Annotated in this window: 22 protein-coding genes; 8 read left to right on the top strand and 14 right to left on the bottom strand. The window is 41.9% G+C overall.

The window, feature by feature from the left end; translation table 11 throughout:
• Positions 1-18: 18 nt before the first annotated feature.
• The 4 genes from EHO59_RS16525 to EHO59_RS16510 all read right to left on the bottom strand — a co-directional run bounded on the left by EHO59_RS16525 (position 19) and on the right by EHO59_RS16510 (position 4,242).
• Positions 19-1,983 (bottom strand): hybrid sensor histidine kinase/response regulator, encoded by a 1,965-nt coding sequence (locus tag EHO59_RS16525; protein WP_246052993.1) that lies wholly within the window; start codon positions 1,981-1,983, stop codon positions 19-21.
• 252 nt (positions 1,984-2,235) lie between these two features.
• Positions 2,236-2,709 (bottom strand): winged helix-turn-helix transcriptional regulator, encoded by a 474-nt coding sequence (locus EHO59_RS16520; RefSeq protein ID WP_135589553.1) that lies wholly within the window; start codon positions 2,707-2,709, stop codon positions 2,236-2,238.
• Positions 2,710-2,745: 36 nt separating this feature from the next.
• Positions 2,746-3,513 carry an SDR family NAD(P)-dependent oxidoreductase gene (locus EHO59_RS16515; protein WP_135589552.1) on the bottom strand — a complete coding sequence of 256 codons (768 nt, stop codon included), beginning with the start codon at positions 3,511-3,513 and terminating at the stop codon, positions 2,746-2,748.
• 189 nt (positions 3,514-3,702) lie between these two features.
• Positions 3,703-4,242 carry a TetR/AcrR family transcriptional regulator gene (locus EHO59_RS16510; RefSeq protein WP_135589551.1) on the bottom strand — a complete coding sequence of 180 codons (540 nt, stop codon included), beginning with the start codon at positions 4,240-4,242 and terminating at the stop codon, positions 3,703-3,705.
• 104 nt (positions 4,243-4,346) lie between these two features.
• On the opposite strand from EHO59_RS16510, the gene EHO59_RS16505 reads away from it, so the two are divergent.
• From EHO59_RS16505 to EHO59_RS16475, 7 genes are all read left to right on the top strand, one after another.
• Positions 4,347-5,522 carry an MBL fold metallo-hydrolase gene (locus EHO59_RS16505; RefSeq protein ID WP_246052992.1) on the top strand — a complete coding sequence of 392 codons (1,176 nt, stop codon included), beginning with the start codon at positions 4,347-4,349 and terminating at the stop codon, positions 5,520-5,522.
• A gap of 4 nt (positions 5,523-5,526) precedes the next feature.
• On the top strand, positions 5,527-6,189 hold the full coding sequence (locus EHO59_RS16500; RefSeq protein WP_135589550.1) for an NAD-dependent epimerase/dehydratase family protein: 663 nt from the start codon (positions 5,527-5,529) through the stop codon (positions 6,187-6,189).
• 122 nt (positions 6,190-6,311) lie between these two features.
• Positions 6,312-8,210, top strand: coding sequence for a PAS domain S-box protein (locus EHO59_RS16495; RefSeq protein ID WP_246052991.1), 1,899 nt, complete (start codon positions 6,312-6,314; stop codon positions 8,208-8,210).
• Between the two features lie 12 nt (positions 8,211-8,222).
• Positions 8,223-8,957 (top strand): LytR/AlgR family response regulator transcription factor, encoded by a 735-nt coding sequence (locus tag EHO59_RS16490; RefSeq protein ID WP_135589549.1) that lies wholly within the window; start codon positions 8,223-8,225, stop codon positions 8,955-8,957.
• Positions 8,958-9,105: 148 nt separating this feature from the next.
• A complete protein-coding gene (locus EHO59_RS16485; RefSeq protein ID WP_135589548.1) occupies positions 9,106-10,485 on the top strand; it encodes an MBL fold metallo-hydrolase RNA specificity domain-containing protein in 1,380 nt (459 codons plus the stop codon).
• A 58-nt stretch (positions 10,486-10,543) separates the two neighbouring features.
• On the top strand, positions 10,544-11,221 hold the full coding sequence (locus EHO59_RS16480) for a Crp/Fnr family transcriptional regulator (RefSeq protein WP_246052989.1): 678 nt from the start codon (positions 10,544-10,546) through the stop codon (positions 11,219-11,221).
• Positions 11,218-11,934, top strand: coding sequence for a dienelactone hydrolase (locus tag EHO59_RS16475; RefSeq protein ID WP_246052987.1), 717 nt, complete (start codon positions 11,218-11,220; stop codon positions 11,932-11,934). Before EHO59_RS16480 ends, EHO59_RS16475 begins: the two co-directional genes overlap by 4 nt.
• Positions 11,935-11,938: 4 nt before the next feature.
• Here EHO59_RS16475 and EHO59_RS16470 read toward each other — a convergent pair whose 3' ends face one another.
• The 10 genes from EHO59_RS16470 to EHO59_RS16425 form a co-directional block, all read right to left on the bottom strand.
• Positions 11,939-12,685: a sulfite exporter TauE/SafE family protein gene (locus tag EHO59_RS16470; protein WP_135589546.1), complete on the bottom strand. Its 747-nt coding sequence runs from the start codon at positions 12,683-12,685 to the stop codon at positions 11,939-11,941.
• 11 nt (positions 12,686-12,696) lie between these two features.
• The gene (gene ccoS, locus EHO59_RS16465; RefSeq protein ID WP_135589545.1) at positions 12,697-12,849 is read right to left on the bottom strand and encodes a cbb3-type cytochrome oxidase assembly protein CcoS; all 153 of its coding nucleotides are present in this window, start codon (positions 12,847-12,849) and stop codon (positions 12,697-12,699) included.
• Positions 12,846-15,251, bottom strand: coding sequence for a heavy metal translocating P-type ATPase (locus EHO59_RS16460; RefSeq protein ID WP_425460249.1), 2,406 nt, complete (start codon positions 15,249-15,251; stop codon positions 12,846-12,848). The genes ccoS and EHO59_RS16460 overlap by 4 nt, the downstream gene beginning before the upstream one ends.
• A 5-nt stretch (positions 15,252-15,256) precedes the next feature.
• On the bottom strand, positions 15,257-15,742 hold the full coding sequence (locus EHO59_RS16455) for a FixH family protein (RefSeq protein ID WP_135589543.1): 486 nt from the start codon (positions 15,740-15,742) through the stop codon (positions 15,257-15,259).
• Positions 15,706-17,103, bottom strand: a complete 1,398-nt coding sequence (gene ccoG / locus EHO59_RS16450) for a cytochrome c oxidase accessory protein CcoG (protein WP_135589542.1) — start codon at positions 17,101-17,103, stop codon at positions 15,706-15,708. Before ccoG ends, EHO59_RS16455 begins: the two co-directional genes overlap by 37 nt.
• A 21-nt stretch (positions 17,104-17,124) precedes the next feature.
• The gene (locus EHO59_RS16445) at positions 17,125-17,658 is read right to left on the bottom strand and encodes a cbb3-type cytochrome c oxidase N-terminal domain-containing protein (RefSeq protein WP_135589541.1); all 534 of its coding nucleotides are present in this window, start codon (positions 17,656-17,658) and stop codon (positions 17,125-17,127) included.
• Between the two features lie 4 nt (positions 17,659-17,662).
• The gene (locus tag EHO59_RS18310; protein ID WP_135589540.1) at positions 17,663-17,809 is read right to left on the bottom strand and encodes a cbb3-type cytochrome c oxidase subunit 3; all 147 of its coding nucleotides are present in this window, start codon (positions 17,807-17,809) and stop codon (positions 17,663-17,665) included.
• A 9-nt stretch (positions 17,810-17,818) separates the two neighbouring features.
• Positions 17,819-18,508, bottom strand: coding sequence for a cytochrome-c oxidase, cbb3-type subunit II (gene ccoO, locus EHO59_RS16435; protein ID WP_135589539.1), 690 nt, complete (start codon positions 18,506-18,508; stop codon positions 17,819-17,821).
• A complete protein-coding gene (ccoN, locus tag EHO59_RS16430; RefSeq protein WP_135589538.1) occupies positions 18,508-19,944 on the bottom strand; it encodes a cytochrome-c oxidase, cbb3-type subunit I in 1,437 nt (478 codons plus the stop codon). Before ccoN ends, ccoO begins: the two co-directional genes overlap by 1 nt.
• A gap of 247 nt (positions 19,945-20,191) precedes the next feature.
• On the bottom strand, positions 20,192-21,472 hold the full coding sequence (locus EHO59_RS16425) for an acetyl-CoA hydrolase/transferase family protein (RefSeq protein ID WP_135589537.1): 1,281 nt from the start codon (positions 21,470-21,472) through the stop codon (positions 20,192-20,194).
• A 284-nt stretch (positions 21,473-21,756) separates the two neighbouring features.
• Here EHO59_RS16425 and EHO59_RS16420 point away from each other — a divergent pair, with 284 nt between their 5' ends.
• Positions 21,757-24,867 carry a response regulator gene (locus tag EHO59_RS16420; RefSeq protein WP_246052985.1) on the top strand — a complete coding sequence of 1,037 codons (3,111 nt, stop codon included), beginning with the start codon at positions 21,757-21,759 and terminating at the stop codon, positions 24,865-24,867.
• Positions 24,868-24,882: the final 15 nt, after the last annotated feature.

Below are 24,882 nucleotides of genomic sequence, written 5' to 3'. Positions count from 1 at the left end.
TTTTATCACCGAAATATATTAAATATTTTGAATTTTCTTGAGAATCGATTCGAAATGATACGGTTTTTGTATGATACATTTGAATCCTATTCCTTCCAAATCCGCTTTGATCTTAGGATCTATATATCCGCTTGCGAGAAAGAGTGGAATTTCCGGATCTGTGGCCCTGATCTTCTTTAAGATCTCTAAACCGTTCCCTTTCGGAAGATTTAGGTCGCAGATCACTACATCTATTCTCTCACGATTTTGATTATAGACATTGATTGCTTCTTCTCCGTCTTGGGCAGTGTAAAGATGATGCCCGAATTCAGAGAGATAGTTGGCAAGAGGAATCCGGATCATTTCTTCGTCCTCGATCAATAGAACAGTCCGTTTATCCTTCTTCTCTTCCTTAGTTTGGGATTCTTGGGATGTATTTTCCTTTTTCTTTTCCGAAAGAAGGGGAATATAAACGGTGAATTTTGTTCCTTGTCCGATTGAGCTTTCTACTGTGATCCTTCCTTTATGATTTTCTAAAATTCCATAGACCAAGGCAAGACCCAATCCCGTTCCTTTTCCGGGTTCCTTGGTAGTGAAGAACGGATCGAAGATCTTACGTTTCGTTTCCTCATCCATTCCGATTCCGTTGTCCTTTACTTCTATCACTGCACATTTGCATTTCTTGTCCGAGAGAGGGTCATCCGCTGTCCTTAGAGTTACGGATAGATTTCCTCCGGCGGGCATAGCATCCTTTGCGTTTAAGATCAAATTTAAGAAAATCTGATGTATTTGAGTGTAGTCCGCGTTGATCTTGATTCCATCGGTAGAGATATCCGACTGGATAGAAATGGTTTTCGGAAAAGTAGACCTGGCTATATTCAATGCTTCCGAGATAAGATCATTCAGGAAGATCGGTTGGAAATAGGACTCTACCTTTCTTGCGAGTGTCAAAAGTTGACGCACCAAGGCAGTTCCTCTTTCTGCGGTCTTACGGATCACTTCTACCGATTGCAGAATCTTTTCCGGATTATTTCGATTTTTCTCTAGTAGAGTAGAGAATCCTAATATCACAGTGAGGAGATTATTGAAGTCATGAGCAACTCCACCGGCCAAAGACCCAATGGATTCCATTCTTTGGGAATGAGCGAGTTGTCTTTCTAATTCGTGATGTTGGGTCACATCTCTTGCGACTCCCAGGATCCTTTCGAAACGACCGTCCGAGCCGAAGACCGGAAATGTTCTAAGTCTTATCCATCTTTCAGTTCCATCCGGCAGTCGGATGCGGAACTTTTCATTCTTATTCCCATCTTCTTTTTGCTTGGGAATGCTTTGCAGCGCGAGATGAAGATCATCCGGATGAACTGAGTTTAACCAAGAATCCGGATTTTCAAAAAGGCTATCTATGGATCTCCCCCAAATCCTTTCGTAAGCAGGGCTAACGTATAGTAATTTCTGGGTTTCAGCGTCTTTCATCCAAAATGCTTCATCTATGGTTTCAGACAATTGGCGAAACTTTTCCTCGCTTTCTTTTAATGCTTTTTCGGAGCGTTTTCTCTCTGAGATCTCTTGTAATTGTGCCGCAAAATATTGTGGAAAGCCTTCCTCGTCCCGAATCAACGTTAGGTCTAATTGGATCCAAATGAATTGTCCGCTTTTATGTTTATATCTTTTCTCTCTACGAAATGCGGAACCATCGCCTGAGAGAAGTGCTTGGATAGAATCCATATCGGATCCTAGATCGCTCGGATGAGTGAGGGACTGGTAGTTAAGTTCGAGGAACTCTTTCTCTGTATATCCGAGTATTTTACCTAGTCCAGGGTTTGCGCTGATAAACTTTCCCTCCAGAGAGATGATCGCAAATCCGTCGGAAGAATGCTGAATGATATTCTTAAAATGAGACACCTGACAAAACCAGTCGTTCCAATTTATCTTACTGTTTGCATCCGTTTCACTAAATAAGGGAAGATGATCTAAATCGCTCGGATCTATTTTGCAGTCTTGCATGTCCTCGTCCTCTTTCATGGAAGATCATAACTCACATTCTATGATTATCCGACAGGCAGACGCCTTCCTTGCTTCTTAACTATTGTTAATTAATTTCCAGATAAAAACAAATCTTGGAAGCGATCAAAAATCTAACTGAGAATGTCTAATAAATGTGAAGACGATCGAATGCGCCGCTTAGAGCCCACTCTAAATAAAACGAATATATAAAGATTATTGAATGTATTTTGGGAATTTGAGAGATAAGTAAGGTTATTTCTTGCGAGAATTCTTTTTGGGTTTTGGAGAAATGAATTCTATTCGAACATCGTCTGCTTTGAGAAGCCTTCCGTCTTGAGATCTGATTTCTATCGGCTTGACCTTCTTTCCGAACTTTTTATCCACCAATATTTGGCCTGCACCGGAATCATCGAATAGGCAGGCTTCTCCCCATTGGCGTAATGCAACAAGCACTGGGAATATTCTTTTGCCTTTTTCTGTGAGATTATATTCTTGGTATGCGCTACCGTCGGAGGCAGGTGAGATCTCTAAGATTCCATGGTTTACAAGACTTTGCAACCTGGTACTTAATATATTCTTAGCTAAACCAAGGCTTTTTTCGAATTCTCCAAATCTATTCTTGCCTAAGAACGCATCACGTATAATGAGAAGAGACCACCATTCTCCGATCTCGCCTAGTGATCTGGCGATAGGGCAAGCTTCTTTTTCGAGACTTTTCCGTTTCATGGCCCCTCCTCATTCATTATAGTTTACGAAATCCTTTTATTTGCCAAGATAAATAGGCGCTCCTGCGGGAGAACTTGTAGCTCCTCCATCGACTACGATCTCGGTCCCTTGCATATAAGAAGAGTCATCGGAGGCCAAGAATAATACAGCTTTTGCTATTTCTTCCGGTTCTCCAATCCTCGCCATTGGAATAGAACGAGAGATTGCCTGCAGTCTTGCTTGGGTCGCAGGGGTTTCTTCTCCCCAGATGGGTGTTTTGGTTGCGCCAGGAATGACTGCGTTGACCCGGATGCCTTTCGGTCCTAGTTCAGAAGCAAGCACTCTTGTCATGGCTCTCACTCCCGCTTTACTTGCGGAATAAGCGGAGCTTCCTCCTAATCCGAGTACGCTCATAACGGATCCATTTAGAATCACAGAAGAGCCTTGCTTGAGTAAGGGAAGTGCCGCTTGCACAGTGAAGAATGCCCCAGTAATATTCGTTTGCAATACCTGATTGAAATCTTCTTCGGTAGTGGTTCCAAGAGGGCTCTGTTTAATGATCCCTGCGTTCGCAAAGACTGCATCCAATTCTCCGAATTTTTCTTGGATGAGTTGCATTGCATTTTTCCTTTCTTCGGAATTCAATACGTCTGCCTTGATTGCGATCGCATTCTCGCCCAATTCTTTCTGAGCAGAATCCAGTGTCTTTTGGTCCCTTCCGGTGATTGCTACCTTGGCTCCTTCTTGGACCAACAGTTTTGCGGTAACGAGTCCTATTCCGCTGTTTCCTCCGGTGATCAACACTTTCTTATTCTTAAATCTCATTTCGGTTCTCCTACAAAATCTGGTTTAATTATGAAACCATTTGTAGGTCTGACTAACTGGTTTAATAAAAAAACCAGAAAAATATAATGTTTTGGTAGGGATGGACGGTTTTTCTTTCTTCTGGAATAAAATGTGAGAAGGGAAATTATGAATGTTGCGGATTATATGACAAAATGTCTTAAGAAGGTCTTAACTTACGAAGCGATCCACTAGGATGCGGACTCTTTTTTTTAAGATATTGAGTTTGGGAAGATCGGCGGAAAGTCCCTCTAAACTGAGATAGAAAGTTTCGGCAGTATCCTTATCGCCTAAAACTGCAAGGGCGTACTTTTTGATCTGCCTCTCATATTTATCTATGCTCGCCGGAGAGAGTTTAGAGCAAGCTTCATAAAATTCGTCTGTCCTAGGATGACCTTCGATCTTGGACCAGGGCTCGATTAGGATAGATTCGCAGATATGAAATAGTTTCTCTTTTGGAGGAAGTTTCTTTTTTAAGACCTTATCTGCCTCTATATAGCAATCTTCAAGAGTATAGTCGAAAATACTCTCGAATAGATCCTCCTTATTCTTGAACTTCAGATAGAGAAGGGGTCTAGATAGACCTGCCTTTTTGGCTATATCATCCATAGAGGTCTTGGAATATCCGAATTGCAGAAAGCAATATAGCGCCGCGTCCAGTATTTCCTTCTTTCTTGTCTCATCTACGAGCGTTTTGGAAATCTTCGCCATTCTATTAATTTGACAAAAAAATATAAAATTGTCAACTTTTATATTTTTAGAGGGTCTATGGTATTGACAATCTTGATGATATTTGTCAATATGTAGGAAATAAAATGAGACCTAAACGAACTACTCACGAAATGTTTAAGAATAGATATGTTCTTTTGCTATCGGTAATTGCGATCCTCGGAGTCTTTTCTACCTGTGAAAGCATAGGCCATAAGGCGGAAGGAGAAAGGTTACAAAGGGTGCAGTTGTCTCCCCAATGGAAAGATGGACAATTCGTAAATCCGCAACCGCTTGTAAATTATACTTGGAAGGCGATATGGACTCTTCTGAATCCGAGTCCTCATACAAATCCAAGCGAGCCTGTGCCGGTTCTTGCCGTGGAGAAAGAAAGATTCTCTCAGTTTCCGAAGAGTGGTCTGAGAGTGACTTGGCTTGGTCATTCTACCAATCTGATAGAAATAGATGGGACGAGGATCCTAACAGATCCGGTTTGGGGAGATAGAACTTCTCCCGCTGGATGGCTTGGACCTAAGAGATGGTTTCCTCCTCTGATAGAATTGGAGCATCTTCCTGAAATCGACGCGGTCTTGATCTCGCATGACCACTATGATCACCTGGATCATTCTACCATCTCCATTATAAAAACATGGAATACTAAATTTATCGTTCCTTTAGGAGTGGGAGCCAATTTGGAATATTGGGGAGTGCCTAAGGATAAAATAATAGAGATGGATTGGTGGGGAAGCTTTCGCCTCAAGGATCTGGAAATTGTGAGTACTCCAGCAAGACATGCTTCCGGAAGATATCTTTTGGACAACGATGAGAAGCTTTGGTCCAGTTATGCTCTTCTTGGACCGAAGCATCGGGTGTATTTTTCGGGAGATACCGGTCTCTTCCCAGGTATGAAGAAGATCGGAGAAAAATATGGACCATTCGATCTAACAATGATCGAGACAGGACAATATGACCAAGCCTGGCCTGATTGGCATATAGGACCGGAGCAAGCAGTCATTGCTCATACTCAATTGAAAGGAAAGAAGTTCCTACCTATTCATTGGGGATTGTTTGCGTTAGCCTCTCATTCTTGGACGGAACCGATCGAAAGAGTAATGGCCAAGGCAAAGGAACTAGAGGTTATAGTTCTCACTCCTAAACCGGGAGAAAGTACTGAGCCAGATCTAGATCAGAAACATTCTATCTGGTGGCCTAAACTTCCTTGGAAAACGGAGAAAGAGAATCCGATCGTATCGGGACAATTGGACGACCCTAAGGAGAATTAATACAATGAAAATAAAAGTAATTATAACAGGTGCTACCGGTATGGTAGGAGAAGGGGTACTTTTGGAATGTCTCGAGCATCCGGACGTGGAAAGTATTCTATTATTAAATCGTAAACCTTCCGGCTATCAGCATCCCAAAGTGAAAGAGATTATGCACGCAAATTTCTTTGATGTGACTCCGATTGCTGATCAACTGAAAGGTTATGATGCATGCTTTTTCTGTTTAGGAGTTTCTTCTGTGGGAAAGAAAGAAGAGGAATATTTCAGACTTTCTCATACTCTTACTCTGCATGTGGCAGAAGTCCTGGCAAAACAGAATCCTAAGATGAGTTTTTGTTATATCTCCGGTGCTCATACGGATAGCACGGAGAAGGGAAGAACAATGTGGGCCAGGGTGAAAGGAAAGGTTGAAAACGATCTGCAAAAATTACCGTTTGCAAGAGTCTATAATTTCCGCCCTGGATATTTGCATCCAACCGAAGGCGCGAAAAACACGCTTCCTTATTACAAATACATGAGCTGGGCCTTTCCGGTTTTGAGAAAAATATTCCCTAATCAAGTGAGTACTCTAAAAGAACTTGGGCTCGCTATGATCTATTCGGTCACTAAAGGAACCGATAAAAGAATATTAGAAGTACGAGATATACTGGAATTGTCCTCGAAGTAATCGGATTCGGCTTTCAAAACGGGAAAGGATCTTTTATACAGGCAATTTTCGAATTAGGCTTGTTTTCCTCTTTCCTCCCATTAGTTTCGTTTCTATCTATTCTGCGAGTGAAATGAGAAGATATGGGCGAGAGTAAAATCGAATTAGGGCAAAGCCTGGTCTTAATCGACTTCTTAGGATTTTTTCTCAAAATTCAAGAGGACTCGATTCCTACGGATCGAGTCCTGTACAAAATGTTAGAACGGATCGGGCATGATTGTGCTTTTACTTCTTCTCAGATCTGGTTGAAGGACCGAGCTACTGAGAACTTTCGTTTAAAGACAAGGTGGCAAAAAGAAGGGACCTTTGCCTCGGACAACTCTTCTCAAGAGAATCAAAATATTGGCCCTAAAAATTATAAGGATCTTACAGAACTCTTCTCGCAAAAGAATTGGAAATTAAACAATGAGTTGGATCAAAACTCTCCCATCGTTTCCGGGCTTTCTTTTACTGCGCTTTCTTTTTTAAGCATTCCGATCTTGGTTCAGGAGGAATTGAATGGATACATTCTATTCTTTTCCGATCAGAAGAAGGAAATTGCGGAACCTTATCATGCAGTATTCGATCTGATCTCTTCTCATTTAGGCAGCTTGCTAATTGAAAGGCAAGGCCAACATGATATTCGGGAAAGTGAAGAGAGAATGAGAGGAGTATTGGAGAACATGCCCATCATGTTCTTTTCTGTGGATGAGAATTTTCAAACAATTTCTTGGAATCACGAATGTGAGAAGGTTCTAGGCTATTTGGCACAAGAGGTGATTGGAAATCCTTCCTTTTCATTTCAGGATCTATTCTATCCGCTTAAGTCTCCGAGCAAGATGAGTTTGGACTCTAAGGTTCTGGATGTAGACTTTAAGAATTTGGAATTGAATCTTATCTCCAAGGACGGAAAGAGTAAGCTTGTCTCTCTGTCCAATGTGTCCTCTGGATTTCCAAAATACGGTTCTAAGAAATGGTTTGTGGGAGTTGATATCACTCGCACAAAGGAAATCGAGATAGAACTTAAGAGTTCTTTAAAGGAATTATCCGATTTTCAGACTGCCTTGAATGCTGTATCGATCGTTGCGATTACCGATAAACAAGGAAAGATTATCTACGTAAACCAGAACTTTTGCGATATAAGCGGCTATTCCCGGGATGAATTGCTCGGACAAAATCATAGGATCATTAATTCGGGATATCATCCAAAAGAATTTTTCCATGATCTATGGAAGACAATCTCTAAAGGAAAGATCTGGAAAGGCGAGATCAAGAATCGAGCAAAGGATGGAAAGTTCTATTGGGTGGACACGACTATTTCCCCGGTCTTGGATGAGAACGAAAAGCCGTATCAGTATCTTGCGATCCGAAACAATATTACGGAAAGAAAGGAAACGGAGGAGAAGGCTCGTCACGCGGAGAATAATCTAAAAACCCTGCAAGATAGAATGAGTCCGCATTTTCTGTTTAACACGTTAAGTATCATTCATTCTTACTTGCAGACCAATCCTGACCTTGCTGATTCGGCTATCTTGATGTTAGCAGATAATTATAGATTTCTAACGGACCAGGCAACTAAGCAACTGGTGCCTTTCGATATTGAATGGGAGTTTACCGAGAATTATTTGCAATTATTGAAATTAAGATTCTCTGATTTTCTAGAAGTGGAAGTAGAGAAGAAGGGCGACTTTCGTAATTGTCAGATCCCTCCTTTGACACTGCAGCCCCTTGTCGAAAATTCTTATATTCATGGCATCCGAGACAAGAAGGGCAAAGGAAAGATCATCCTAAATGCAAGTGTTGAAGGAAGTAAGACTCAGATCATTATTCGAGATAATGGCAATGGACTTAAGACTCAAAACGTATACTCTCGAACGATCGCGAACATTGCGGAGAGATTGAAATTTTATCTTTACGAATCGGAAGTCAAAATCGAAAATCATCCTGAAGGCGGAGCGATTGTTACGATTCGCTTCGATTATTCTCCTAAATTGAATTCGTAAAGCTTGTCACTTATGACAAACATAAAAAAAGAATGGAAGGTTTTGATCGTAGAAGACGAGGCTCCGACTCGTGATTTGTTGATCAATTACTGTCTTTCTCGTCATGAACTGAAACTTTCCAAAGTTGCAAAGGATGGAGAGGAGGCCTTGGAATACTTGCAAACCGAGGATTTCGATCTAGTCTTTTTGGATATCAATCTCCCATTACTTTCCGGTTTGGACATTGTAGAGAAACTGGAAAATCCTCCTTATATCGTTTTCATTACCGCAGTGCAAGACAAGGCAATCAACGCTTTCGAGTTGGGAGCGATAGATTATCTTCTCAAACCTTTTTCCAAAGAGAGATTTTTTAAGGCAGTAGATAGGGCCGGAGAATTTCTGCAAAGAAAGGAAGAGAAACCTGCAGGAAATGTTTTTAACGAGCATGGCTTGTTTATCTTAGAAAAAGAGAATCACTTCCTGATTCCTTATAACGATATTAATTATATCTCTTCCAGAGATAATTTCAGTGTGGTTCATACTGAAAGAAGACAGTATGTAACTTATAAATCTCTGAAAAGCTTAGAAGCCAAACTTCCTCCAAATCGTTTTTTAAGAATTTATAAACAATATATTATTAATATAGAGAAAATGTCCCATATGCAGAGCGATAATGCGGGCAATTATCTGGTATATTTAAAAGACGAAGATGAGACCCAATTGCCAGTGGGTAGAAAATACGTGGCAAAGATCAAAGAACTTCTCTGATTTTCCCCCTGTAAATTCGCAGTTTCCCCTCCCAATTTGCCCCTTCCGTAGGCGCCCATTGACATTTCTCTAATTGACGCTACATTCAAAGAAACCGCTTCGGATCGCCGTTTTGAAACGCTCCGGAAAGAAGGTTGGAAGGAATGAAATGAGCGAAAGCAATCGAATGATCCTACAATTCTTAGGGGGAGCAGGAACCGTTACCGGATCCAAATACCTTCTCCAAGCATTCGGAAAGAACATACTCATCGATTGCGGTCTTTTCCAAGGGGAAAAGAAATTAAGACTTCTGAACTGGAGTTCTACTCCTTTCGATTCCTCCCGCATAGATGCAATCCTATTGACACACGGGCATTTGGATCATTGCGGTTATCTTCCGAGAGTTGTCAAGAAAGGATTCCATGGACCCATCTATGGAACCAAGCCAACATTAGATATTTCTACTATAGTTCTCCAGGATAGCGCAAAGCTCCAAGAAGAAGACGCTTCTATGGCGAATTCGGGCGGCTATTCCAAACACAAACCTGCTCTTCCTCTGTATGATTCTGACGATGTGGAGAAGACGATTCGTCTCTTCCAGAATAAAGGTCTCAACCAATGGTTCGATCTGTCTGAAGGAATCTCATTTCGATTCAGATATAACGGCCATATTCTGGGAGCGAGCTTCATTGAATTGAAAGTAGGAAGAAAGAGAATCGTTTTCTCAGGGGATATTGGAAGAGAAGTCGATCCTCTACTCTTTGCTCCTGAAAAGCCAGAAGAGGCAGATATTATTCTGATGGAATCCACCTATGGAAACAGGATCCACAGAGGAAATCCTGAAAAAAATCTCGCGCAGCTTGTGAAGGGAACTGCCGATGCTGGAGGGTCTATCATCATTCCTTCCTTCGCGGTGGAAAGGATCCAATCTCTCATGTATCTCCTATGGAAAATGAGAAAAGAGGGAGAGATTCCAAATATTCCCATCTACATGGATTCTCCAATGGGATTAAAAGTATTAGAATTATTTAATAGATACGGATCGGAATGGCATAGGCTCAAGGATTCCGAGTTCTCGCATATTGCAGAGGATATTATTTGCGTCACAGATTCGAGCGAAACGAAGAAGCTCGCATCTAAGAAAGGACCAAGGATTGTGATAGCAGGTAGCGGAATGGCTACCGGGGGAAGAGTGCTGACGTATATGGAGAATATGCTGGGAGATCCGAATTCCCTCATACTATTCGTAGGTTACCAGGCTCAGGCTACCAGAGGCAGAAGGCTACTCGAAGGTGAGACAGAGATCAAGATCCGAAGCAAATATTACGAAGTTCGTTGCGATGTGCAAAATATAGACGGACTGTCCGCTCACGCAGACCAAGCGGAATTAGTCCATTGGCTTTCTTCCATTAAAAAAACTCCAGAGCATCTCTTTATCGTTCATGGAGAAGGGGACGCTTCCCGTACTCTCGCCGGGAAAATTGAAAAGCAGTATGGTTGGCAGGCCACTATTCCGGAAAGGAATGAGATCATAGAATTCGAAGTATAGTTCGAATGATCTCAATACTATATTAAAAAATTAGAATAAAAAATAGGAATTAAATCAGATGATTATGAAGGCAGCTAGGATAGAATCTACTAACAATTCCGTTTTTACGAATGTTCGTGAACCGGAAGAAAGCATACAAAGCGGCGCGATCGGTTTTACTCGTAAGAGGATCCAAAAGAATAACGAATTATTCTCTCAAGGAGAACCCGCTAAGGGATTCTTTATTGTTGAGAAGGGCTCGATCCGTTCCTATCGAACCGGTTCTGGAGGAAGACAACAAACATTCAAGATATATACTCCCGGAACTTGGGTGGGTATACGTGATGCGGCCTTAGGAGGCACGTACTTACATCACGCAATAGCACTTGTGGATAGCACTGTTTTATTCATAGAAGAAAAGGAATTGAGAAGGTTGCTCGTGACCGATCCTGAATTCCAGAATTCAGTCTTTAAAGAAGTAACTAAGGAATGTGTAGAGGCAGAGAATAAGATCTATTCTTTAGGAACTCGTCAGGTTCATGCAAAACTCTCCGAGTTCTTGCTTCAATTAGCAGACTCAATGGACGGAGAGGAGGAACTTCCTTTTACGAGAGAAGTGATGGCGTCCGTGATTGGAGTCACAACAGAAACTCTCGTAAGAGCTCTGACTGATTTTAAGAGCAGAGGTTGGATCGATATAGGTAAAAAACGGATTTCCATTAAGAACGAACTTGCATTGAGAAAATTACTGGATTGATCTCCGATTTTTCTTCGGCTCAAAGAGAGAAGCGAATGAATACGGATGATCTGCAGATTACGATCCATTTTCAGATCAATCGAATCCAATTATCGGGGGATCTTGTTTTGCCCAAGAATTCCAAATTGATGGTAATCCTGATTTTGGATGAGAAGGATGAAAAGTTCGGTCAAAGGTTCAGCTTGCTGAATCTTAAATTAAACTGTGCAGGAATTGCTACCTTATTCCTGCAGGATCTATTAACGAGTAATGAGAGAGAGATTCATGCAAACCGATCCGATGATGCTTTATTAGCCGATCGTCTTGTTGAAGTTACTAAGTATCTAATAAATCGAGAAGATACCAGGGATCATAAGTTTGCTTATTTGGCGCTTTCTTCCAGTGCAGAAAGATTGTTTAGGGCAGGGTTTATTTTGTCTCATGATGTGGACAGTATCGTTTTGATCGGTAATGGTCTTCCTCATTCTAAGCTTTCTCTTTCTGCTGTACCTATTTTGAATATTATCGGTGGCTTAGATTTTTACGGAATTGAATCCAACCGATCCGTCTTATCCAAGATCCAATCTCCCATAAAAGGAATTCATTATATACCAGGATCTCCCAGTCATTTTGAAGACAGAGGGAAATGGTCTCAGGTAACTGATGTAGTCCTGCGCTGGTTTGAATCCCCGAACTCAAGAAAGATAGAATTTCCAGAATTGGAATTACTTTAATCGATCAATGGTGATGCTCGTGCATCGAGGAAGGATTATCTCCGTGCTCGGCTGAGTGTTGGTGATGGAATCTTTGGAAGATCATAAACAAAGAGAGTAGAAGTATAAATGCTCCCACAATCTTCATTCGATTCGGCTGAAGCTTGGAGGCGAAAGACCTAAATCCCATTCCCACTAAGAATAACGCAGGGAAGGTTCCTAAGAAGAATCCCGCCATGATCATCGCTCCCACTAAAGGGGAGCCGCTTGCATAAGATATTATAAAAACAGGATATAAAATTCCGCAAGGAAGAAGTCCCGTAAATAGTCCGAATCCGAATCCTAAGAAAGTTATATTTCGAACACTCGAATCGTTTGCATTCGAATTTTTAAGTAAGGGAGAGAGAAAGCGGCTTACTGCCTTTCCAAAATAAGGGCTGACGTTCGGGTTTTTTCCAAGGAGGTAAGCGACTCCGAAAAAGAGTAGTGCAATTGCCCCGATCCAGGCGGCGAATTCTTGCATGGGTAATAATTTAGATAGAGAAAGATTCGTGACTTCTCCCAGAAAACCCAGTAGGAGGCCTATGGTGGTATAAGAGAAGAATCTTCCCGAATTATAAGAAAGTTGTAATATACGGTTCTTTTTCTTTCCGGAATTTGCAAATTTTAGGCCAAGGCTTCCTGCTAGAGGTCCGCACATCGCTGCGCAATGAATCGATCCTGTGAGCCCATTTAAAAAAGAGGCGAGAGCTAAGCTTAGAAAGAGTTCCATATTTACTCCTTTTATTTGCGAGGATTTTCCTCGTCGAAAAGCATTCTATACTTCGGACCTTCTATGTCCTCATACTGACCGGATCTGTAGTTTATAATGAAAACGTAAAATGCTCCGAAGGAAATGATAAGTGCGATCGGGATGGTAAGATATAATATATTCATAGTCGAACTCTACTCCTCATGGAAACCGAATTTAGAACAACAGTAAAAGAACTCAAGGTCATGAATCCTGCGCAGATCACCGGAAGCATGAATCCGGAAAAAGCAAGAGGGATCATAATGGAATTATAAACTAAGGATAGGTAGATATTTTGGAGGATGATCGTTTTCGTTTTTCTGGCGATCAATATGGACTTAGGCAAAGAATCCAAGCGGTTTTTGGTTAAAATAATATCGGATCTGTCTAGACTAAGATCGGATCCCATTCCCATAGAGATTCCTATGTCTGCCTGGGCGATACATGCAGAGTCGTTGATCCCATCGCCCACCATAGCAACCACTTCTCCTTTGGATTGGGCCTCCAATATCCTATCCCTTTTTTGAGAAGGGGAAAGATTAGAAGAATATTCAAAAATTCTTAATTTAGATGCGAGAGCTTCTACCTTAGAGGAAATATCTCCGGAAAGGATCTCCAGATTTTTTACTAGGGATCTGATTTGAGGCAGACTTGTCTCAGCTTCTGGTCTTTCTTTATCTTTGAATTCCCAGGCAGCTAGAAGTCTGAAATTTCTGGAAAGATAAATGAGTCCATCGTTCTCTGGAGTTGAATCGCTTGCGAATCTTCTGTTTCCGATCCTGTATATCCCATCTTCTTTCTTTCCCTCGATTCCTTGTCCTGGGAATTCTTCCAATGAGATCCAAGGTATCGACAAGTCAGAGTCGGATGAAAGTCCTTTTACGAAAGATTTTGCTATTGGATGAGAGGAATGTTTTTCAAGATCCACTGCGATGGCTCTTTCTTCTTTTATCCTTTCCATTTTTTCTAGGATTAGTTCTCTTGTGAGTTCTAGTTTTCCCATAGTTAAGGTGCCGGTCTTATCAAAGAAGATCCGATCTACTTTAGCAAGTGTCTCTGCCGTTTCCGGATTCTTTATTAGAATTCCTTCTTTGGATTGGAGTAGGTGGCTTACTACAAGTGCTGCAGGCACGCTTAGGCCCAATGCACAAGGGCAGGCTACGATCAATACACTGATCGTATTTAATAATGCAGATTCAATAGAGTCGAACTTCCACCAATACAAAAATGTACAAATTGCGATAGCAAGTACGATCTTGATGAATACGGATGCCATCTTATCTGTAGTTCTTTGAATTTTAGGTTTCTTTAATAAAGATTCCTCTAATAATTTCCCGATTTGAGCAAGCGAACTTTCTTGGGAAGTTCCTGAGGAAAGGAATAATACATCGCTTGAAAGGCAGAGAGAACCCGCTTTGATTTCTTCCTGCATTGATTTTCGGATTGGTTCGCTTTCTCCTGTTAATACCGCTTCATCGAAGAATGCTTCTCTTGTTTTCAAGAGTCCATCCACTGGAGCCTTGCTTCCATGGACGAGTCTGACTAGATCTCCCTTTCTGATTTTGCCGGCCGGAAATTTTGACCAGACTCCTTCTCTCTGCACTTCGTATTCTTCTGGGAGAAGGGAGAGTAATTCTCCGATCTTAGTACCTGCCTTGTAGCGTATCATCGCTTCTAAGTATTTTCCTAGAAGAATGAAAAAGTAGATGGTGCATACGGAGTCGAAATAGACTTCTCCTCTCTCGGAGATGGTAACATAGATGCTATAGAAATATGCTAAGCTGACTCCTATGAATAGGAGCACATCCATAGAAAGAAGTTTGTGCTTCCAGGCTTCGAAGGCTCCTTTCCAGAATGGATATCCGGAATATAAATATACGGGAGTGGCGAGCATCCAGGAAACGTAATGAAATAGATTTTTCATATTTACGTCCATTCCTTGGAAGTAGCCTGCATATAAACTGGCGGAGAAGAGCATAATGTTTCCCCAGCAGAATCCAGCTACTGCCATTCTGATCCCGAGATCTCGGAACGGTTTCTCTACTTTGGATTCTGCTTTTAAGGGGGAATAGAGACTAGGAGAATATCCTAATTTTCTAACTAAGTTTAGAATAGAGCCCAGGCTTACTTTAGAAGGATCGAATTCTACTTTCAATCTTCCCGTCCCGAAATTCACCCTTGCATCTTGGATTCCTTTTGTTTTAGGAAGGACTGTTTCTATTAACCAAACGCATGCGGAACAATGGATCCCGGAAACTGTGATAAGTCCGCTGTATCCTTCTTTCGTTTTCTCCAAGTATTCGGAGTAAACGGACTCGTTATCATACTCCAAGACGGATTCGTTATTTAGATTTTCTGCTTGGATAGGCTCCATTGTCTGTCCGCCTCTAATCTCGTAGAAACGATCCAGTCCATTCTCCAGTAACATCGAAGATAGCTCTGCACAGCCATTGCAGCAATATTCTCTCTCTTCTCCTTTTATAGTTCGAAAGATCGGACCCCCTTCAATCGGAGAATTGCAGTGAAAGCAAAGAGTCTTTACGAGCACTGATCTCAATGCAATACCTTGATCTGAGTCGTTTTTTGAAGGGTTCCACTTTCTGTTTTTGCGCTGATCTGTATTCTCCAGGATTCAGCAAAAGGGATGTCTAATTCTCCCGAGTATTTTCCTGCAGAGACTTCCTTAAGATGAAGTATTTTATTGAAGGAATCTGTAGCACTTCTCTCCAATCTGAATTCCAAATCGGCTCCGCGGATCGGCTCTTCTCCCTTCTTTAAGAATATAAGAATATTCTGTTTTCCTACTTTCAAAGAGTTTGGATCGGAGAGGAGATTGGACTCGAAATGATATCCGCTCGCAAGTAATTCTTTTTGGGATGCGACGGTTTGGTCGTAGCGTAATCCTTTTTCATAATAATCTGAGTCTACTGGAGGAGTATGTCCTGCCAAAGCAATCTTTACGGTAAAGAAGGTGGCCACGAATAGACTTAAGAAGGTCAGCTTTATAAGAAGAAAGGCTCGTTTGAGACTCTTGTCCATATATTCCTCGCAACGGATTGATTTTTCTTTTTCGCAATGGAGATAGGTAAAAGGAAGGGAACTACATTCGTCTTTTGAAATTTAGGATCATGAATATCATAAACTTTTAAAGTGATCTCGTGGCTTTTCTGGGAAGCATCCTGGGGCGTGGGTTCCAATTCTATAAAGAGTCTGTATCTTCTGTCAGAATTTGCCGGAAGTTCCACTACTGCTTCTTCTGTTCCACCGATCCAGAGTCTTCTTACTCCTTCGAGGTCAGTTCTTTGTATCTCGAATCGTAGACTTCTGTTTTCAAGAGTGAGATTTTGCATCTGTGCTTCATAGAAATTTCGGACCTTACCGTCTCCCACATCTACAGGCTGAATATTTCTATCCGCAAGAACGGAGAGATAGAGTGGCACTCTTTCCCAAAGAAGAAGACTTAAAACGGTCAGCACTAATAGGAGCCCTCCCGCATACACTACTGTTCTCGGGCGGATCCATTTTATGGAGTTTGTCTTTTCCTTGATCTGATTCTCTGACCAATATCCGATCAGCGTTTTCTTGCCTTCTTTTTGCATCTGCTTCGTGCAAGCGTCGGAACATTTGCCGCAGGCAATACACCAAACATTTGTGCCTTCTCTTATGTCGATCCCAGTAGGACATACTACTAAGCACATATTGCAAGCAGTGCAGTCGCCGATCTTTGTGGTTCCTTTTCTTCTGGGTTCGCCTCGATTGAAATCATAGGTGATATTGATTGAATTCGTATCCATCATCACTGTTTGAAAGCGAGCATAAGGACAAGCATACTTGCAAAATTGCTCTCTAACAAACGCGATATCCGCATACATAGCGAGAGTAAAGAATCCAAAGAAATAGGTCCAAGTAGGGAGCTCTTCTCTAATTTCAAATTTTTGGAAATACGAAAGCATTAGATAAGGGTCCGCAAAATACGCGATCCATGCGGCAGAAGCGAGCGCGCTCACTAAGAACCAAACTGTATGAGTAACTGCTCTTCCTATCAATGGAGAATCTTTCTTGCCGTATTTAGAACCTTGGATCAATCCTCCGATATAATCGAATACATCCGAATAGATCGTCTGAGGGCAGGCCCATCCGCACCAGACTCTTCCTATTAAAGAAGTGAACAAGAAGAGGCATAGGCCTGCGCCGATCAGAAAGAAGTGAAGGAAGTATCCTTCTTGAGGAGCGAAGATATTTCCGAAGAGAAAGAACTTTCTCTCCGGAATATCCAAACGGATCAGTTGCATTCCATTCCAACGCAACCAAGGAGTGACGAAGAATAATAGGATCAGTACAGTCTGCACATAATTGCGGGCAGTTCTGATCTTTCCGGACATTGGGCGGGAAATAATCATATATTCTTCCTAAAGATCCTTTTAGTTAGAAGCCTTCAGATCCGGATTACGAGCGGCCAACCATGCCATCACTTGGTAGATCTTCTCCGAACCGAGAGAGTTTTCATGAGGTGGCATTGGTCCTCTGCCCAGTTTGGTTTTTTCTACAGGGACGCCCTTCATTACGGTTTCGTAAATTTGTTTGTCTGTATTTCCATGGAGCCATTGCTTATCCATTAAGTTAGGACCTACTAAGCCTTCTCCCGTGGGACCGTGGCAAGCAACGCAGTATGTTTGGAATGTAGTTTGGCCTGCGGTAATCGCTTCGGAGTTATTCCTAAAAGGATTTACCCCGTCCACGGTTTCCACTTTCAAATTCTTATTAGGGAATTCCTTCTCGTAGTCTTTTACTTGAGCGGAATAATATTCGGTAGTTCCCCAATCAGAGTATTTATGGAAGTAGATCGCGTAGAAGATTGCAAATACTACACTTCCAAAGAAGACCCATTTCCACCAAGTGGGAAGGGGATTATCATCCTGTCTAATTCCGTCGAATTCTTTGTTCGGATCGCTCATGGATTCAATCCTCCTCCAGCATTTTGTATTTAGGTTCTTCTAATCTTTCCTTTCTCGAATTCTTATATACGTAGAAGATAATGTATATAATCGAGAATCCGAGAAGGGGAAGTCTGAGCGCTTTATAGATTTGTAAAGTATCTAAGTCCAATTTAATTCCTCACTGCAGATTCTTGGAGAGTTCCGCCGTATCCTTGCCCAGTTTGAGAAGATAAGCGATCAATGCGTCTCCTTCCGTTTTGCCGGTTGTCAAAGAGGCGACGGAGGCGATATCCTCATCCGTATAAGGAACACCGATCTTTCTCAATCCCTTCATGTGGGCTGCGATCTCTTTCGCATCCAGGCTCGAAGATTCTTCGAAGAGCCAAGGATAAGAAGGCATGATGGATCCCTTTGCTGTATCTCTTGGATTGATCAAGTGAGTCCTATGCCATTCTGCGGAAGGTTGGATCTGAGACTCGTGAGCCAGATCCGGACCCGTTCTCTTGGAACCCCATAAGAAAGGATGGTCGTAAACGAATTCACCTGCTTTGGAATATCCGTCTTTTCCGTAGGAATGCTGCGGATCGAAACGATCTACTTCCCATTTAAAAGGTCGTACCATCTGAGTATGACAGTTATTGCAACCTTCTCTTTGGTAGATGTCTCTACCTGCGAGTTCTAAAGCGTTATACGGTCTTGTCCCCGCAATAGGTTCGGCAGTCTTTGTTAGGAAGAAGGGAGGGATGAGCTCGAAGATCCCTCCGATCAGCACGGCAACAGTTGTGTAAGCGGTAAATTTGACCCCGTGTTTCTCCCATTGCTCTGTAAAACCGGAGAACCAATCTAATAATTTATCAAACCAATTCATTAGGCTTTTGCCTCCTTGAGTCCTACTCGTAAGTCGATCTCTTTGAATCCGTTTCCAGATGTACGAATTGTCCGGATCACGTTATATATCATTGTTAAGAGACCTATGAAGTAGAGTCCTCCTCCGATTCCTCGGAATAATCTATAAGGCTTCAATGTCTCAGTGATCTGCACCCAGTTCGGATACTTTAGTGCTCCTGTTGAATCGATCGCTCTCCACATAGAACCTTCCGTAATTCCGGATACCCACATGGAAACGATATAGAGAAGAATTCCTAAGGTCGCGACCCAGAAGTGGAAGTTTGCAAGTTTTTCCGAATATAGATTGGTGTTCCAGATCCTAGGCACGAGATAGTAGATCGCTGCAAAGGACATCATTCCTACCCAACCTAAGGTTCCTCCGTGAACGTGACCGATGATCCAGTCTGTGTTGTGACCTAAACCACTTACGGAACGAATAGAGAGAAGGGGACCTTCGAATGTGGACATACCGTAGAAAGTGATTCCTACTAATATCATTTTCAAGGTAGCATCTGTTTTGATCTTTTCCTTGGCTTGCGTAAGAGTAAGGAATCCATTCAGCATTCCTCCCCAAGAAGGCATCCATAACATGATACTGAATACCATTCCTGTGGTTTGCAACCAATCAGGCAGAGGAGAATAAAGAAGGTGGTGAGGACCTGCCCATATATAGATGAAGATCAAACTCCAGAAGTGAATGATGGATAACCTGTGGCTATAGATGGGTTGCTTGATATGCTTAGGAAGATAATAATACATCAATCCTAAGAATGGAGTAGTAAGCACGAAGGCCACTGCGTTATGCCCATACCACCATTGGATGTTTGCATCATACACACCTGCATACACCGAATAGGATTTGATCCAACTTACTGGAATGGAGAGGTTGTTGACTATGAAAAGGATCGGGATGGTGACCCAGGATGCGATATAGAACCAGATCGCAACATACAATTGCTTTTCTTCTCTAGTGAAGATGGTCCCGAAATAGTTTACTATAAAGATAACAAACCAGATCACAATAAGCAGATCTAAAGGCCATTCCAGCTCGGCGTATTCCTTGGATTGGCTTAATCCCAAAGGAAGCGTGATCGCAGCGAGGATAATGCTTAGATTGTATAAGGCCAAATGTAGATTTGCTAGCTTATCGCTCCAAATGCGCACCCTGCAAAGCCTTTGCACAGTATGATAACCTGTTGCGAAAATGATGCTGAGAGCGAATCCGAAAATCGCAGCATTCGTGTGAAGTGGACGTAGTCTTCCGAATGTGAAATAAGGCCCGATGTTTAGCTCGGGGTACACCATTTGGAAGGCGATCCAAACCCCGACGAGCATGGAGGCGATTCCCCAGACCAACGCCGAAATTAGGAATCCTTTAACGATTCCGTCGTTGTATTTTTGTTCAAAAGAACTCATTACGTATCTCTCCGGTTTTTCCGTGAAGAATATCTTCCACTATGAGATTAGATTCCTAAAAAGCAAGAAATCCGGTCCGGAAATCCCCACTGAGAGGGTTGATATATGTCAATGGGTATTTTGAGACTAGGTATTAATTAATATATTTTCAATATTCTAAAAATGTAATTTACTATTGATTCAAGAGGAGTCGATTCTTTGCGAGTCGATCGTTCTGTTTATTTCTCTGAATTCAGATTTTTATCGATTATAAGTGAGGGCCCTTGAATCTTTCGTGGGCTTGTTTTTCTAATTCCTCTCTGTGATCTGGATGAGCGATGTCGATCAGCAATCTTGCTCTCTGTCTAAGGTTCTTTCCGTAGAGATTAGCTACTCCATATTCAGTGATAACGTAATGGACATGCGCCCTCGTGGTAGTCACGCTTGCTCCCGGTTTTAATATAGGAACGATCCTACTCAATCCCTTGGAAGTTGCTGCAGGAAGAGCGATGATCGGTTTTCCTCCCTCGGAAAGAGAAGCTCCTCGGATAAAATCCATCTGTCCACCCACACCTGAATACTGATAGGTTCCAATGGAATCTGCACATACTTGTCCTGTCAGATCGACTTCTACTGCGGAGTTGATCGCAGTTACCTTAGGATTCTTGCGGATATTATCCGTATCATTGATATAACCCATATCTAAGAATACTACTTCAGGATTATCATCTACGAAATCGTAGAGCTTACGAGTTCCCATCACGAATCCAGTAGCAATCTTTCCTCTGTGGATTTTCTTTTGAGAGCCTGTGACGATCCCTTTCTCTACGAGAGGAATGACTCCATCGGAAAACATTTCTGTATGAATTCCGAGGTCCTTATGGTTGGTAAGGCAAGAAAGAACTGCATCCGGAATGCTTCCGATTCCCATTTGCAATGTGGCTCCATCTTCTACGAGGCTTGCAATATGTTCTCCGATCTTCTGCTCGATCGGGTCCGGTTCGGAGTGCTTTGCTTCTAAAAGAGGAATATGACCTTCTACCAATTTATGGATCTTACTTATGTGAATGAGTCCGTCTCCATGAGTCCTAGGCATATTCCGATTCACTTGCGCAATCACAAGTGTAGCTGAATCTACAGCGGCCTTGCTTATATCTATAGAGACTCCCAAGGAACAGAATCCGTGCTTGTCAGGAGGCGAAACGGAAATAAGTGCAATATCGATCGGAAGGATTTTCTTTCTAAATAGAGAAGGGGCTTCACTTAAGAAGATAGGAAGGTAATCCGCTCTTCCTTCTGCGACAGCTTGTCTCATATTACTTGCTACGAATAATGCATTGGTCCTGAATGCGGACTCGTTTCCTTGGCTGGAATAAGGAGCTTCTCCTTCTGTATGAATATGAACGATCTCGATATCCTTAAGATCCTTGGACCGAGAGGTAAGACTTTGGATCAGAACGGAAGGAGCAGCGAACACACTATGAATAAAAACTCTATCTCCATTCTTTATCTCAGAAATTGCTTCTTCTGGGGAAACGAAATTAGCCATAGTATATCCTTTAGTATTCGAAATCTAAACAAGGTCCGGTCTTTGGATCAAGAGAGATTGTTTATGGTGCTCTTGATATTTGTCGTTCTTTTGCGACGGGGACAATTTTTAGAAATCCTCCCTCGAATGAGTAGCCTTTTTATGAAATGGAATCAAAATGATTTTCAGGATTCTCTCGGAATTCAATTCGGAAGAAAGTAAAAAGGTTTATAATTTCGGAATGTTATAAACAATGCTGGAAGATGCGTTTATCGTTCTCCAGGAAAACGTTTTGGAGCATCGCAATGGTTGCTCTGATTTTCTCGTCCGGATGTAGAGATCTTCTGGACAGGGGAGAGAAGCCGAAGGCAAAAGAAGGAGTCTTGGATCTACGCTCCGGCTGGGACTTTCAGGAGAGAGCGCCGTTGATCCTGGAGGGAGACTGGGCTTTTTACTGGTCAAGACTCTATGAAGAAGCGATAAAAGAACCCACTCGAAATTTCAAACAACCTAAAACTTCATTCGAGGATCCTAGCTATGAAAATGTTCCAGATGCATGGAATCATTATAAGTTAGGAGAAAAAGGCTATCCTGGTTTTGGATACGCTACCTATCGCTTAAATCTTAAGCTCGCAAAGCCAGAAGAGGATATGGCAATCAAAATGCTCGAGGCCTCAACCGCTTATTCTCTCTATGTGAATGGAAAGAAGGTAATCTCCAGCGGACAGGTGGGAAGGAGCGCTGATACCTATGCTCCTCTTTATAGACCCGGAGTCAGCGAGCCGTTTACATTAAACCAAGAGAATGAGATTGCAATCGAGGTTACGAATTACGCTCATTGGAAGGGTGGCCCTTGGGCAAATATTCTATTAGGAAAACATGATTCTCTTGTAGCCATTCGAAGAGGGAATATCCAATTGGACGTGTTTATGGCTGGAGGGCTCTTCGTCCTTGGCCTGTATCACTTGAGTCTATTCGCTTTTTTGAGAAGAGAATCTTCTACTTTATATTTCGGAATTCTCACGATCTGCTCTACGGTTCGGATTGGACTTACTGGAGAAAGAGTGCTCTATTCCATCTTTCCCAAGTTCGATTTTGAATGGGGATATAGGATAGAGCTTCTTGCAGTTTATCTTCTTGGGATCTTCTTTCCTTTATTTTTGAGAACCTTATATCCGGGAGAATTCAATCGAAGGGTGCTAATCTCAGCATCCGTTGGATTTTCCTGTATTTCTCTCGTGGTCTTATTCACTCCTCTTGTGGTCTTCTCCAAAACCATTCCAGTGTTCGCAATTTTTGTAGTAGCTTCTTGCTTCTATGTGACCTATGTTCTCGTTCAGGCAATCCGACATGGAAGACTCGGTGCTAGGATAGGACTTTTTATCTTTCTATTCCTATTTGCAGTTACGATTAACGATACTCTTTATGCGAATATGATTATCAATACCGCGTATTTCTCTTCTTACGCGATCGCTTCCTTCTTTGTGGCGCAGGCATTTATGGTGTCCCAAAGATTTTCGAGTGCGTATGCATTGTCGGAAAGACTCGCACACGACTTGCAGGAATCCAACCAGAGATTGATCTCTTTAGATAAGTTAAAGGATGAATTCTTGGCTAATACTTCTCACGAGTTGAGAACTCCACTACAAGGCATTATAGGGATTGCGGATTCTTTGAAGAGAGGAGTTGTAGGACCACTCGCAGAATCGGTAGAGAGACAACTCGGAATGATCATCACAAGCGGAAGAAGATTGTCCAGTCTTGTGAATGATATTATAGACTTCTCCAAGCTCAAGCATAAGGATCTAACTCTTCATTTACGTTCTGTCGATTTATACCAGGCAGTGAACTTTACTCTAGAATTGAACCGTGTCGCAGTGGATGAAACTAAGATCAAGCTTAGAAATGAGATCGTGCCTGAGTTTCCTGAGTTACTCGCGGATGAAAATCGTTTGCAACAGATCCTCCAGAATTTAGTGGGCAATGCGATCAAATTTACGGAGAAGGGTGAAATCTCAGTCAGTGCAAAGATTAAATCCTTGGGAATCGCAGAAATCAGTGTAAGAGATACTGGTATCGGGATCCAAAAAAATGAACAGCAGAAGATATTCGAATTCTTTGAACAGGTTGAGAGAGGAGACTCTAAGAATGCAGCTGGCGCCGGGCTTGGACTAGCTATCAGTCGTGCGCTTGTTACCTTGCATGGTGGAGATATAGGAGTGGAGTCGGAACTCTATCGAGGTTCACGATTCTATTTTACGATTCCTCTTGTCTCGGGCAGGATCCTTTCTCAAAATAATGAAGGGCTTAAGGATCCGAGAGATAGGAATATCCATCTTCCATTGGATCTAATCCCTAAAGAAGAAGAAGTTCTTTCGGAGAATGCCCCTCGTATCTTGGTGGTAGATGATGAACCTGTGAATCTGCAGGTGATCCAAAATTATCTTTCTCTAAAGAATATGATCTCCGTTTCGGCAAAGAGCGGTTTGGAGGCATTGGAAATTCTAAAAGAAGACCATGCCTTTGACGCGATCATCCTGGATGTAATGATGCCAAAATTCTCCGGACTGGAGACTGCGAGAGAGATCCGAAAATCATTTTCTACCTTGGAACTCCCTATTTTAATGCTGACTGCAAAGAACCAAGACAAGGATTTGATGGCTGCATTGAATCACGGAGCAAACGATTATCTACTCAAGCCTTTCGATTTCGAAGAACTGATACTTCGTATCAATAATCTTTTGGATCTTTCCAGAGGGCATAAGAACCAGCTTGCTCAAGAAAGTGAGAAGAGGATCGCAGTGAATAATGTGAGGCAAAGGATTAATATTGATCTACACGATCACCTCGGTGGAAAACTCACCGATCTGAAATTCTTATCCGAAGAACTACTCGCAAATGGAAATAGGGATGAACCTATATTCAAGAAGATCAATGAGGCAGTGAACCAATCCATTCATATATTGAGAGAACAAATGCTCAAGATCGAGGATCTTGGATTATTGTCGGAGAATTTCATCACAGGGATCAATCTTGTATTGTTGAGACGATACTCCGATGTAGAAAGAGAAATGGAGTTTCAGTGCCAGGATGAACTGCTTCAATTCTTTGAGACCCAGAGAAACGAGACAAGCATAGTAGAACTTTATAGCATCGTAAATGAGATCACGAATAACGATCTGAAATATGGGCAAGGGGTTTCTAAGTGGAATTTCTATATAGAGAACCAAGAAATTGCAGTGTATATGCGATCTGAATCTGTATACCATCTGCAAAAGCATAAGACTGGCAGAGGTACAGAAAATCTCATTTATAGAATCTCCGGACTTGGCGGAATCTCTGAAATGTCTCTGGTAGAGAATTTATACGAGATTCGAATTAAAATACCATTGAATAAGTTTTCTGTAATATTATAATATATAAATAGGTGG

It is taken from the genome of Leptospira semungkisensis (assembly GCF_004770055.1).
GTDB classification, from domain to species: Bacteria; Spirochaetota; Leptospiria; order Leptospirales; family Leptospiraceae; genus Leptospira_B; species Leptospira_B semungkisensis.
This window is presented reverse-complemented; position numbering and strand designations above follow the sequence as displayed.

Bases quoted from the DNA above. Each gene is read 5' to 3' on its own strand.
- EHO59_RS16525 (WP_246052993.1), bottom strand. From the start codon at position 1,983: ATGCAAGACTGCAAAATAGATCCGAGCGATTTAGATCATCTTCCCTTA.
- EHO59_RS16520 (WP_135589553.1), bottom strand. From the start codon at position 2,709: ATGAAACGGAAAAGTCTCGAAAAAGAAGCTTGCCCTATCGCCAGATCA.
- EHO59_RS16515 (WP_135589552.1), bottom strand. From the start codon at position 3,513: ATGAGATTTAAGAATAAGAAAGTGTTGATCACCGGAGGAAACAGCGGA.
- EHO59_RS16510 (WP_135589551.1), bottom strand. From the start codon at position 4,242: ATGGCGAAGATTTCCAAAACGCTCGTAGATGAGACAAGAAAGAAGGAA.
- EHO59_RS16505 (WP_246052992.1), top strand. From the start codon at position 4,347: ATGAGACCTAAACGAACTACTCACGAAATGTTTAAGAATAGATATGTT.
- EHO59_RS16500 (WP_135589550.1), top strand. From the start codon at position 5,527: ATGAAAATAAAAGTAATTATAACAGGTGCTACCGGTATGGTAGGAGAA.
- EHO59_RS16495 (WP_246052991.1), top strand. From the start codon at position 6,312: ATGGGCGAGAGTAAAATCGAATTAGGGCAAAGCCTGGTCTTAATCGAC.
- EHO59_RS16490 (WP_135589549.1), top strand. From the start codon at position 8,223: ATGACAAACATAAAAAAAGAATGGAAGGTTTTGATCGTAGAAGACGAG.
- EHO59_RS16485 (WP_135589548.1), top strand. From the start codon at position 9,106: ATGAGCGAAAGCAATCGAATGATCCTACAATTCTTAGGGGGAGCAGGA.
- EHO59_RS16480 (WP_246052989.1), top strand. From the start codon at position 10,544: ATGATTATGAAGGCAGCTAGGATAGAATCTACTAACAATTCCGTTTTT.
- EHO59_RS16470 (WP_135589546.1), bottom strand. From the start codon at position 12,685: ATGGAACTCTTTCTAAGCTTAGCTCTCGCCTCTTTTTTAAATGGGCTC.
- ccoS (WP_135589545.1), bottom strand. From the start codon at position 12,849: ATGAATATATTATATCTTACCATCCCGATCGCACTTATCATTTCCTTC.
- EHO59_RS16455 (WP_135589543.1), bottom strand. From the start codon at position 15,742: ATGGACAAGAGTCTCAAACGAGCCTTTCTTCTTATAAAGCTGACCTTC.
- ccoG (WP_135589542.1), bottom strand. From the start codon at position 17,103: ATGATTATTTCCCGCCCAATGTCCGGAAAGATCAGAACTGCCCGCAAT.
- EHO59_RS16445 (WP_135589541.1), bottom strand. From the start codon at position 17,658: ATGAGCGATCCGAACAAAGAATTCGACGGAATTAGACAGGATGATAAT.
- ccoO (WP_135589539.1), bottom strand. From the start codon at position 18,508: ATGAATTGGTTTGATAAATTATTAGATTGGTTCTCCGGTTTTACAGAG.
- ccoN (WP_135589538.1), bottom strand. From the start codon at position 19,944: ATGAGTTCTTTTGAACAAAAATACAACGACGGAATCGTTAAAGGATTC.
- EHO59_RS16425 (WP_135589537.1), bottom strand. From the start codon at position 21,472: ATGGCTAATTTCGTTTCCCCAGAAGAAGCAATTTCTGAGATAAAGAAT.
- EHO59_RS16420 (WP_246052985.1), top strand. From the start codon at position 21,757: ATGGTTGCTCTGATTTTCTCGTCCGGATGTAGAGATCTTCTGGACAGG.